Source organism: Acidobacteriota bacterium, from assembly GCA_028874215.1.
Taxonomy (GTDB): Bacteria; Acidobacteriota; UBA6911; order RPQK01; family JAJDTT01; genus JAJDTT01.
The window spans coordinates 35520-47313 of sequence record JAPPLF010000015.1; the positions used below are offsets into that span (position 1 = coordinate 35520).

General features: G+C 62.2%; 7 protein-coding genes. 3 read left to right on the top strand and 4 right to left on the bottom strand.

The window, feature by feature from the left end:
- Positions 1–60 precede the first annotated feature (60 nt).
- Both OXT71_02755 and OXT71_02760 read left to right on the top strand, forming a co-directional pair.
- On the top strand, positions 61–1305 hold the full coding sequence (locus OXT71_02755) for an ATP-binding protein (GenBank protein ID MDE2925298.1): 1245 nt from the start codon (positions 61–63) through the stop codon (positions 1303–1305).
- Positions 1302–3908, top strand: a complete 2607-nt coding sequence (locus OXT71_02760; GenBank protein ID MDE2925299.1) for a hypothetical protein — start codon at positions 1302–1304, stop codon at positions 3906–3908. The genes OXT71_02755 and OXT71_02760 overlap by 4 nt, the downstream gene beginning before the upstream one ends.
- A 221-nt stretch (positions 3909–4129) precedes the next feature.
- Here OXT71_02760 and OXT71_02765 read toward each other — a convergent pair whose 3' ends face one another.
- Genes OXT71_02765 through ubiA form a run of 3 tightly spaced genes read right to left on the bottom strand, consistent with a single transcriptional unit; the run spans position 4130 to position 7357 of the window.
- Positions 4130–5242 carry a type IV pilus twitching motility protein PilT gene (locus tag OXT71_02765; GenBank protein ID MDE2925300.1) on the bottom strand — a complete coding sequence of 371 codons (1113 nt, stop codon included), beginning with the start codon at positions 5240–5242 and terminating at the stop codon, positions 4130–4132.
- 10 nt (positions 5243–5252) lie between these two features.
- Positions 5253–6518 (bottom strand): GspE/PulE family protein, encoded by a 1266-nt coding sequence (locus tag OXT71_02770; GenBank protein MDE2925301.1) that lies wholly within the window; start codon positions 6516–6518, stop codon positions 5253–5255.
- A complete protein-coding gene (ubiA, locus tag OXT71_02775; GenBank protein ID MDE2925302.1) occupies positions 6503–7357 on the bottom strand; it encodes a putative 4-hydroxybenzoate polyprenyltransferase in 855 nt (284 codons plus the stop codon). Before ubiA ends, OXT71_02770 begins: the two co-directional genes overlap by 16 nt.
- A gap of 1126 nt (positions 7358–8483) precedes the next feature.
- On the opposite strand from ubiA, the gene OXT71_02780 reads away from it, so the two are divergent.
- On the top strand, positions 8484–9794 hold the full coding sequence (locus tag OXT71_02780) for a cadherin-like beta sandwich domain-containing protein (GenBank protein MDE2925303.1): 1311 nt from the start codon (positions 8484–8486) through the stop codon (positions 9792–9794).
- A 153-nt stretch (positions 9795–9947) separates the two neighbouring features.
- Here OXT71_02780 and OXT71_02785 read toward each other — a convergent pair.
- Positions 9948–11794 (bottom strand): hypothetical protein (locus tag OXT71_02785; protein MDE2925304.1); only part of this gene is annotated, 1847 nt, incomplete at its 5' end.

Genomic DNA, 11794 nt, shown 5'->3' on the forward strand with positions numbered 1-11794 from the left:
ATATTGTTGACAACAAAACTGTTGATTGTTCTAATGGGTACACGAAATGAGGACTAAGGAATGAGGTTGTCGACGGGCCGCTGGGTGAGCGGGGACGATTTCTTTGATCGCGAATCCGAGTTGCGGGTACTGAAAGCCCGAGTCCGCGACGGTAACCATGTGTTGCTGACGGGACAACGGCGCATGGGAAAGACCAGCATTGCCAGAGAACTGGGTCGGCGGCTCGAAGCCGAAGGGTGGATCTTCCTTTTCACCGATGTCGAGGGAGCAACCTGTCCGGAGGACGCGATCGCCGATATTGCACGGGCGGTGCATCCGGTTCGCGCAATTTCGTCACGTTTCGCCACGACGATGAAACGCTGGTTGACCGAGAGGCTGGAAGAGATCAGCGCCCTGGATTTTGGCCTAAAGATCCGTGCCGGACTGAACGTCGGAAGTTGGCGGCGCCATGGAGGAGAATTGCTTCAAGCATGCGCCTCCCACGACAAGCCGGTGCTTCTTGTCATTGACGAACTGCCAATCTTTCTCAAACGCATGCTTCGGCATGAAGACGGGCCGCGACAGGTCGATGAGTTCCTCAGTTGGCTGCGCGCCGAGCTTCAAAGAGTCGAGGCCGGATCCCTGGTCGTCATCGTGTCCGGCAGTATCGGTCTCGGTCCACTCGTAACGAGGCTTGGTATCCCTGATCGCATCAACCATCTCGATCCCATTCGTCTAGGCCCGTGGGACCGTGAAACCAGTGCCGCATGTTTCCGGCGCCTTGCAGAAAGTTCTGGATTGCGATTCGACGAGGGTGTGCCAGGTGCCGTATACGAGGCGCTCGGCATCGGGATTCCCCACCACGTCCAGTCCTTCTTCGCGCGCCTCAGGGATTTCGCCACAATCCGTGGACGGGAGTTTTTAACCGGAGAAGACGTCAGCGAGGTCTATCGCGCGGACCTTCTCGGCCCTTCGGGGCAGAACGACCTCGTGCACTACGAGACACGCCTCAAGGACGGGCTGGACGACCCGAGCTACTCCATCGCCATGGAGATTCTCGCCGAGGCGTCGACGCAGCGGAGGTTTTCGCAAGCTGCGCGGAGACAACTCACGCACATTTATTCCGTGGTGGTCGCTGATGCACGGGGGCGTATTGCAGATGTGCTCGAAGTCTTGACGCACGACGGCTATCTCGAAACCGGCGAGGATGGTTTTCGCTTTCCGTCCCACTTGCTGAGGGACTGGTGGGCCGCTCGTTTCCGCGATCATCACTCTCCCCTCGCAAGCCGCCGGCGAAAAGACAGATCATCGGGGGAAGCGCGGTGAATACAACTGAACGGACGATCCGAAAATTCAATCCGGGGACGTTTCAATCCGACGAGGAGGTCATTGAGCAATTCGTCGTCCGTAACCGCGAACTCGGTACGGTGCTTGAGACCCTTCGCGGAAACATCGAGTCACCGTCGTGCCAACACGTGCTTGTCATTGCCCCGCGCGGCCGTGGAAAAACCATGCTTCTGGCTCGTACCGCCGCCGAGATTCGGACGAATGAAGCGCTTTCCAATCGGCTGTTTCCGGTTCGATTCATGGAAGAAAGCCAGGAGATCTTCGATATGACTGATTTCTGGCTGGAGACGCTGTTCCACTTGGCGAGGGAGGTCTCCCCGAGTCATTCCGAACTCGCGCGGCAACTGCGCCGAACCCACGCGGTGCTGACCGGCCGCTGGCGTGAGGGGATGTTAAGGGAGTCTGCCCGGGCCGCGGTTCTGGAAGCGGCAGACCGGCTCGACCGGAAGCTCGTTCTCATGGTCGAGAACCTGCAGTCGCTGACTCAGGATGTGGACCGCGATTTTGGGTGGATGCTTCGAGAGGTTCTGCAGTCCGAGCCCCAAATCATGCTGTTGGGTTCCGCCACCAGTCGTTTTCGGGGTCTGGACGATGCAAGCCATCCATTCTTCGAGCTTTTCAGGATCGTTGGTCTCGAACCGCTGCAGACCGAGGAATGCCGTCGCTTGTGGCAGCTCGTCAGCGGCGACACTGTGAGCGGCCGGGAGATCCGGCCACTTGAGATTCTGACCGGAGGTAGTCCCCGTCTGCTGGTGATCGTAGCCGGATTCGGTCGACATCGCTCTCTCCGTCAGCTCATGGAAGAGCTGGTTACGCTGATCGACGACCATACCGAGTATTTCCGTGGCCACCTGATCGCCTTGGCGAAAACCGAACGCCGCGTCTATCTGGCGGTGCTCGATCTCTGGAGACCGTCGAGCGCCAGCGAGATCGCAGCGAGGGCTCGAATGGACATCCGTACCGTATCGGCCTTGCTCGGGCGATTGGTCAATCGGGGCGTAGTGACCCGGGAAGGCCGCGGCAGGAAGCTCCGGTACGCCGCGGCAGAGCGTCTCTACAGCATTTACTTCAAGTTGCGGCGCGAGCGCGGCGACATTGTCATCGTACGGGACCTGGTTCGTTTCATGGTGGCGTTCTACGGGACCGGCGAACTGTACGAAATGTCCGATCGTCTCGTTTCGGAGGTGGCCGAGTCGGTAGTTTTTCGCAAAGGATTCGCGCGGGCGCTCTCGAACCGGCCTCCCAGTGAGGATGGTGCCTCCGGAATGAAATGGGATGCCATTCAAATGGTATCGGACCAAGCTAAAGAGCGTTATTGGAGCATGGCCGAATGGAATCTCGAGAAAGAGATCAATACGGCATTCACGGAGGAGTCATTCGAGAGGGTCGTCGAAATCGCCGACGAGTTTGCCGCCTCGCTGGAGACGGGTGCGGATCGTTCTCCGGAACAGATCATCGATTACCTGTTGCATATGAAGGCCTACGCGCTTTACCACTTGGCGGATTATCGTGGCGTGATTGCCGTTTGCACGGAAATGGCCGACCGATTTGGCGGCAGCGGTAACGATACGCAATCGGCGCGACTCGCCGAAAGTTTGGTCCTCGGGGCAAGTGCACGCTTTGAAATCGGCGAATACCGGGCGGCAATCGCAACCTGTGATGATGTGATGCGGCGCTTTGGCAACATTGACCGGCCACCATTTCAAGAGGTCGTCGCTACGGCATTGATCGAGAAAGGATCCGCTCACGAAAAACTCGGCGATTTCGAGGCGGCGGTCGCAGCCTACGATGAAGCAGTCGAACGACTCGGGGACCTTGGTGGTCATGAAGTTCGAGTACTGTTCGCTGGGGTATCGCTAAGAAAAGGAAATGCATTCGCGCGGTGCGGCAATCTTGCGGATTCGATTGCTGTGTATGACCAGGTCATCGAGCGTTTCGCCCACGGTGATGAGGCTGAACTACGGAGATCGGCGGCCGCTGCTTTGATCAGCAAAGGAGGCAGCCTGGGGAGACTGGGTGATCGTGGGGGAGAAATTGACGCGTACGGCGAGGTGCTCGACCGTTTCGATGACGGACCGCCGGGCATCCGGACCCACGTCGCCGTGGCGCTGAGTCGCAGGGCTATGCGTTTGGCCGAGGCCGGTCGTGCAGAAGAAGCTCTCCAGGATTGCGAAGAACTCGAACGGGAATTTGGTGCTTTGGACGGAGACGGCATAAGTTGGTTCAAGTTGCATGCAATGTGCGTACGTGCTGTGGCGGGATTCGTCCAGAAAAGGCGTCGATTTGCCATGGAGGCTTTCAACTCCGCATATGCAGCATTCACCCCACGCAACGAAGACGCAATGCAAGCAATGCTGCGCGTTGTGGCAACCTTGATCGCGACCGGCGCGCCGGTGCATGAGCTTGTCGAGATAATGACGGCCGACGAGGCGAAATCCGAGGCCTTGGCGCCTCTCGTCGTTGCTCTCCGTCAGCAGGCCGGGGAGGTAGTTCGCGCGCCGGTGGAAGTGCTTGAGGTTGCTGCGGACATCCGCGACCAATTTCGTAAGCGGATGGGAACGAGTGTTTCCAAACCTTGTTGACCACTGCCGTCGAATCGCACCGTCGGAGGTTTGGGCTGTTCCCGCAATGGACAACCGGCGGACTCTGCGTGCCGTTATGCAGTACGCGCGGTGAACCACGCCCGTTGATCCATGCTCATCAAGGAGGCCTGCGTTTACTCGGGAATCGGCGGTTGGGAAACCGCCGCCCCGGCGCGAGGTGGGGCGATTTCCCAATCGCCCGTTCCTGCGTCGCCGCATTGCTACCCGGGAGTCCGGCGGTTGGGAAACCGCCGCCCCAGGCACCGCGTTAGATCGGCGGTGTCGGGGGAGACTTCCAGGCAGGCCTCGTAGGAGATCCGGCCCGCCCGGGCCAGCTCGGCCAGACTCTGATTCAGGGTGCGCATCCCGCTTCCGGACTGTCCCGTCTGCATGGCCGAGCGGATCTGGTGGAGCTTGTGCTCGCGGATCAGGTTCCGGATGGCCGGGTTGGGAATCAGGACCTCCGCGGCAGCGACTCGCCCTTGCCCGTCGCGGGACCGGATCAAGGTCTGGCAGACGATTCCCTCCAGGACCGAGGAGAGGAGGGACTGGATCCGGCCCTGCTGATCGGCCGGAAACATGTCCAGGATTCTCCCGATGGTGTCGGGCGCCGTTCGGGTGTGAAGGGTCGAGAGGGTCAGGTGCCCCGTTTCGGCCAGCCGGAGGGTGGTCTCGATGGTCTCGGTGTCCCTCATCTCCCCCACCAGGACCACGTCGGGGTCCTGCCGCAGGGCCATGCGGAGCGCGGACGCGAAGGAGGGGGAGTCCCCCGGAACCTCCCTCTGGCTGACGACGCTCATCTGGTTGTGGTGCACGAATTCAATGGGATCTTCGATGGTGATGATGTGTTTGGCCCGGGTTCGATTGATCCGGTCGATGAGGGCCGCCAGCGTGGTCGACTTGCCGCTGCCGGAGGAGCCGGCCACCAGAATCAGGCCGTGGGGCCGGCCGGCCAGACGCTCCACCACGGCGGGCAGGCCCAGTTCCTCCAGTGGTATGACCTGAAGCGGGATGAGCCGCACGACTGCCGCCGTCTTGCCCCGGCGGGTGAAGACGTTGGCGCGGAATCGGGACAGCCCTTCCACCTCGAAGCTGAAGTCGATCTCCCGGAGACGTTCGAACCGGGACTTTTGCCGGTCCGACATGATGCCGTAGGCCAGATTCCGTGTCTCTTCCAGGTTCGGTTGGAGGTGGTTCGCGGCCACCAGCCGGCCATGGACGCGCAGGCAGGGTACGGAATCGGGAATGAGATGCAGGTCGCTGGCGCCGGAGTCGTGGGCCAATCGCAAGAGGTTCAGGATCTGTCCTGTGGGACGCGTCCGGTCAATCCGCATGTTCCGCCGCTCAAGCGAGGTGCGTCGCCTTGAGCACCTCCTCCAGGGTGCTGACGCCGGCGCGGACCTTCTCCAGTCCGCTGTCGCGCAGGGTGATCATCCCCTCGCTGACCGCCTGTTTCCGGATCCTGGTGGCGTCGGCTCTCCGCAGGATCAGTTGCTGGATGGTTTCCGTTACCTCCATGGTCTCGAAGAGTCCGATCCGCCCTCGGTAGCCGGTGCCGTGACAGGCGGGACAACCCCGGGCGTCGAAGCGGGAGATCTCGAGGATCGGTTCCGGCCCGGTTGCGGCCGGTTCCGGGACAGGTGCCGGGGACCGGTCCGGCTCCTTGCATTCTCCGCACAGCTTCCTCACCAGCCGTTGGGCGCACACCAGGTTCACCGAATTGGCGATGAGAAACGGAGGAATCCCCATGTCCAGCAGCCGGCCCGGCGTCGACGCGGCGTCGTTCGTATGCAGGGTGCTCAACACCAGGTGTCCGGTGATGGCGGCCCGAATGGCGATCGCCGCGGTTTCCCGGTCGCGGATCTCCCCCACCATGAGGATGTCCGGGTCTTGGCGGAGCAGCGCCCTGAGCGCCGTGGCGAATCCCAGACCCACCGAGTCCTTGGTCTGGACCTGGTTGATTCCCGAGAGGTTGAACTCCACCGGGTCCTCCACGGTGTTGATGTTCAATCCGGGCTCGTTGAGCCGGGACAAGCAGGTGTAGAGGGTGCTGGTCTTCCCGCTGCCGGTGGGGCCGGTCGCCAAAACGATTCCATGGGATCTCCGCAGGGCCCGCCTCATCCGGTCGAGGGAGTCCTCCTCCATCCCCAGGTCCGACAGCTTGCGCGGGAGGCGCTCCCGGTCCAGGATCCTCAACACCAGCTTTTCTCCGAATATGGTGGGGAGCGAGGAGACGCGGAGATCGATCTCCTGGTCCTCTCCGGCCTGCGGCGCCTTCATCCGGATTCGGCCGTCCTGGGGAAGCCGCCGTTCGCCGATGTCGAGGTCGCCCAGAATCTTGACTCGGGAGATCAGGGCATCTCGAAGGGCCAGCGGAGGGGAGGCGACCGGATAGAGGACCCCGTCGATCCGGTAGCGGATGCGGAACTCCCCGTCGTAGGTCTCCAGATGGATGTCGCTGGCTCTCTTGCCGATGGCGTCGAAGACGATGAGGTCCACCATGCGGACCACAGGCTCCCGCCCGTCCGGCGGGAGAGAAGTTTCTCCCGGCCGGTTCCGAGTGGAGAGGTCCAGCGACAGGGTCGGAGATTCGCCTACCGGAACAGCCATAGATCCAGACCTACGAACAGAAGCAGCCCTAGACTGATAACGCCGTTGACCGTGAAAAACGCGGCGTTGATCCGGCTCAGGTCGGATGGACTGACGATTCGATGTTCGTAGATCAGGGCGGCCGTCACCAGTACGAGGCCGGCCCAGCTCAACAGGCCCAGATCGGAGGCGTAAAACGCGTAGCCCAGGACGGCCACCATCGCGGCGTGCAGCAGCGCCGAGACCTTCAGGGCCGCGGCCACACCCAGGCGGCCCGGGATCGAGTAAAGGCCCATTCGGCGGTCGAATTCCTCGTCCTGGCAGGAATAGATGATGTCGAAACCGGCCACCCAGAGCAGAACGCCCGCCGCCAGGTAGAACGGGTCCAAGGAGAGCTCTCCCCGCACGGCCACCCAGCCTCCGACCGGCGCGATGGCCAGGGAAAGGCCCAGGAACAGGTGGGACAGCGAGGTGAACCTCTTCGTATAGCTGTAGAGCAGGACGATGGCCAGGGCCGCCGGCGAAAGCAGCAGGGCCAGCGGATTCAAGCTCCAGGCCGAGAAGAAGAAGAGCCCCGCGGACGCCAGAATGAAGCCGATGACGAAACCGGGATTCAGCAGTCCCCGCGGAAGCTCGCGTCCCGCGGTCCGGGGATTGAGCCGGTCCTGGCGCCGGTCCACCAGTCGATTGAAGGCCATGGCCGCGCTTCTCGCGCCCACCATCGCTCCCACGATCCAGATGCAGGTTTCTCCGGCGGGGAGGCCCCGCCGGGCCAGAAGAGCTCCCAGAAAGGCGAAGGGCAGGGCGAAGACGGTGTGCTCGAACTTGATCATCCGCAATGTGAGCACGAGTCGCCGCATGGGAGTCGGGGATTATAACAGGCAGTCTTTCGCTCCTCACGGAGGGGGGATTTCGGATTGCTTTTTGGGAGGGGGAAGTGTGGAGGGGGATGTGTAAAGGGGGGACTGCGTCCCCCTACACGAAGGTGCTCTCGTAAGTATCTGATAATAATATGGTTATGGTCTACTCTCCCGATGTGATTCCCTCATTGCATCCCACGTTGTAAACGGGATTCCATTCGACCCTATTGGAGGTCCGTGGACTCCATGGGCGAGTTTCTCGCCTCGACTCCCAGGTTTCAAGAGCTTGCGCGCTCCGGGAATTGGGGGCGCACATTCGCAGCCGACCGGGTCCGTTTGGCCAGGACTTCCGGAAACGGGCCAACGTCTCACTCCCGGCGGGAAGCCCGGGGACACCGCGCGAGGGTCCCATTCTCATGGGACGCGCGACGAACAGGAGCGCCAGGTTCGCTGGCGGCAAGGTGAGCCGCCAGGGGTTCTGGCGCCACTGGAGGGTCTGGGGGGGATAGGTCCCCCCGGTCCGTCATCCGTTCCGGCTGGCCGGAGAAACCGCGCCCTGTGCGTAGTCCCCCGCCGGCTCCGGCGCCGCCACGGCGTCGAGGAGGCTCTCGACGGCCGGTCCACCACCACCCGGACCTGCCGCCTCGCCGGCGTTCCCTCCGGTGCTTGAGCGCGCCGCCCGTGTCGCCTGCTTTGCGGCCGACGAGTTCTTCCCGGCCAGGATCTCGAACCCCGAGACCCGTCGGGCCTACGCCTGGGCCGTCGGGATGAGAGTGGATCTTATTGGACCCTGGCCATGAGCTGGACGTCAGCCTATTAATCTCTCCACAACCGACTTGAGTTCCGTACAGGGAAAGTCGTGAAGATGGGGTTGTCGGCGTCCATCTCCAGGGCCAATCCGCTGAACCTTTGGGGGTTAAATGTTGAGGCTTCAACGCCCGACTGTATTCCGGGAGCGTCCTGACTCATTTGGGACTGAGCCGGTCAGGAAGTATCGGGAAATCCAGCCCCATCCTGCCATACAATGCGGGATTGGATATTGTGATCGATTCTATGCTGTAGCGTCGGGTATTGGTGGAGGCGTTGCAGGATGTTGTCGACTGTGGCCGGAATTTGGAGGTGAAGGGTGAAGGCTTTGCTCGTCTCGTCGTTTGTTGGGCTCACGTTTGCCGTAGCGCCTCTCGGGGCGCTGCAACTACAGTCCGTCACGATGCATGCTGGTTGGGTGAACCTCGACTCCATCGTAAGTGGGGAAAAGAGCCTTCCCCTAACCGAACCCACCGTCGAGTTCGAACCGGCGTTTGACAGAAAGACCCAGTCCTATACGGTTCGCATGCCATACGGGGTGGACGGTGTGACGCTGATAATCGGCGTGCCGCACATGGGGGAGTTCGGCGTCGTAGATTTCAACGGGACCGCCGGTCAGTTCAAGACATTGACATTCCAGCGGGGCCGATTCGATTTGTCCCGGAACAACATGGTGACGTTCCGCCTGCAACCGGGTGAGAACAAGCTCCGTCTGGGTTACCGCAAGTTCGCCGGCACGCCTGCCCACGTCTATGAGTTCCTGATAACGCGCCCGGAGTCACCCTCAGACGACACCACCCTTGCTGCTCTGGCAATTGGTTCCGGCGCGTTGAGCCCGGCTTTCGACCCCGATACGAGGAGGTATCGTACGAAGATCGTCGGCAATGCCCTGGCGGTGACGCCCACCCCGGGACCCAACACCGGGTCCGTCACGGTAAGCGGTACCGCCGCAGACAGCACGGCGTTGCAGGTGGATGGGAATGTGGTGTCCGGCCTCACGGCGGGGGAGAACACGATTGCCGTTGCCGTGCAGGCGGAAGATGGGACCAGCGAGAACTACACCTTGGTGGTGGAAGCCACGCTCTCAAACGACACGACTCTTGCCGCTCTGGAAATTGGTTCCGGCGAGCTGAGCCCGGCCTTCGACGCCGATACGAGGAGATATCGTACGAGGATCGTCGGCAATGTCTTGACGGTGACGCCCACCCCGAGACCCAACACCGGGTCCGTCACGGTAAACGGTACCGCCGCAGCCGGCACGGCGTTGCAGGTAGATGGCAATTCGGTGTCGAGACTCACGGCGGGGGAGAACACCATTGCGATCGCGGTGCGAGCACAAGACGGCACAAGTGAGAGATACATCTTGATTGTCGAAGTCAGCGGCGACATTCGAGCGGTCGCCAAAGGGGACAAAATACGTCGGCAAGGCAAATGCGATTCAGACATCGGATGTGACGGGACTTTGAACGGAATTGAGGGTCGATTCGCCTGCGGCGGCGTCGACTGGCGTTCGGAGTCTTCCAATATGCGGATCAACGTCAGCGGATTGTGCCTCCTTAGCACGAGCGGTGGTGTCGTCACAAACGTTGCAGGCTGGCACTTTGCGGCCTTTCCCCCAGACCGTCGCTGATTCACCCTCCCGGGCAGACCACGGCTGATCCACGGACCTCGAGAGCAACGGCGAAACCCCGTCAGTTCCCCCTACTTCCCGGAGGACGCCCGTAATTCAGTTAACGAACGTCAATCTGCAGAGGTTGTCCTATGGTTGGGCGATATGCTTCTGCTATTGCGTCCAATCTTCCGGGTCCGGGATCCCGCGGCTGGTCATCCTCTCCAACCCCGGGTCCAACGACAGCGCCGACACGGTGGAGTCCAGGTTTGGGAGGGCGGCCTCCGCGCCGCGCAGGATGGCGCGGATCTGCCCGGTCCGCGGATTGCGCAGGATGGTGACGGGGCTGTCGGTGTGCTGATCCAGTGTGACCACGCCGCCGGGTCCGGCCAGCGTGACGCTGACCAACTGGTCGGCCCATTCGGGCTGAACGGGCAGGACGAAAGCGAAGGAGGATCTCCCGTCGCCGTCGGCCGCCGCCGGCATCTGGAAATGCAACGAGAACAGCTCTTCCCCGTCAGCGGTTCGTCCGACGATCTCGTACTCGCCGGTGGAGCGGGGCAGTGAGGCCAGAGCCTGAACTATGAACGCCGGTTCCAGGAACGGTGCCCCCACGGCATCAACCCCGCCCCACAGCAGGAGGGATTTGCCCGCGGCAGCGATCAGGGACGACTGTCCGACGCCGGCGGCAGTGTGCAAGCGGAACCGGAGCGCGTTGGTGAAATGGTAGTCGCTGATCCAATAGGGACCACAATAGGTCATTAGATCGGGTCTCGTCGGCTGCACCAGTTGGCCGCCCTCACGGAAGTCGTATACCCAGGCGCCGATGGACCCGTCGGTCTGGGGATACGATGGGTCCGGCTCGCCGGCGCCCCCGCACGGCGCGTGGTAAAGACTCAGGTTATGGCCGAGTTCGTGTGCGATGGTGGTGGCGTTGGGAACCGAGAAACTCACCCAGTCGCCAATGAACCCGACTCCCGCCGCGCCGGTGACGGGCGGTGGCATCAAGCCCGTGTAGTAGCCCGTTCCGCCCTCCATGGCCCGGATGGCCTGCGCGTTGGAGCGCAGGTCGAACGCGTTGTTGCTGGTGCTCAACACCGGTTCATGGGCGGTCACCTCCAGTTCGCCGATCGGCAGCAGAGTCCGCGTGTGCCAGAGCATTTCGTGGCCCTCGGCGTCCTCGGCCATGGCCTCGACCAAGTCCACGATGGACGAATCGGGATCCTGGCTCCAAAGGAACGGAATCAGCGTCAAGTCGAATAGAGGCATCGTCCGCACGTCCACCGCGAGCCGGCCCTCCTCCGGAATCCGCTTCTTCACGCCCAGCCCAGGAGCCAACATCCCCTCCGGGTCAACCTCGATCACCATCTCCAGGCCCGGCTGGATGACTGCCGCGGGAATCTCGGCGTTGGCGGATTTCGACAGATTCCCCTCGTTGAACTTGGTCGGGATCGGAGCGGTCTTCCCCGGAATGTTCTCCACATGCGTCTCCAGGCCATCCTGGTAGAAGCGGGCGCGGATCGCCGGAATGATCTCGCTGATCGCCTGCCCGGCCGTCGGGAATACGCGCAGCAGCGCCTTCTCGCCCGCAACCAGGGGCACCGGGAACTCCCGCGACTGCACCGCCTGGGCCAGGTACGTCATCGGTGGCTCGCCCTCGAAGCAGGGGGAGAGCCGCCGTTTGTGGACTCCGTTCAGCCAAGTCTGAAACCTGGAGTCCGAGGGGGCGCACAGATCCGTGCCCCCGGCCAGGAGACCTTCGATCCGGCGCAGTTCCGTAAGGCGCAACGGAAGGGCCCCTTCCAGACCGGGATTGTTGGTGAGTACAAGCTGCTTCAGGCTCGACAGGCCACCGAACTCAGGGGGAACCGGTCCGGTTAGCTCATTGTTGCTGAGAATCAGTTCTTCCAGGGTGGACAGGTCGCCGAGCGCTCCGGGGACTTGGCCGCTCAGGGCGTTCCCATCGAGCACAAGACCGGTGACGTTGGACAGGTTGCCGAGTTTGGGCGGGATCGGGCCGG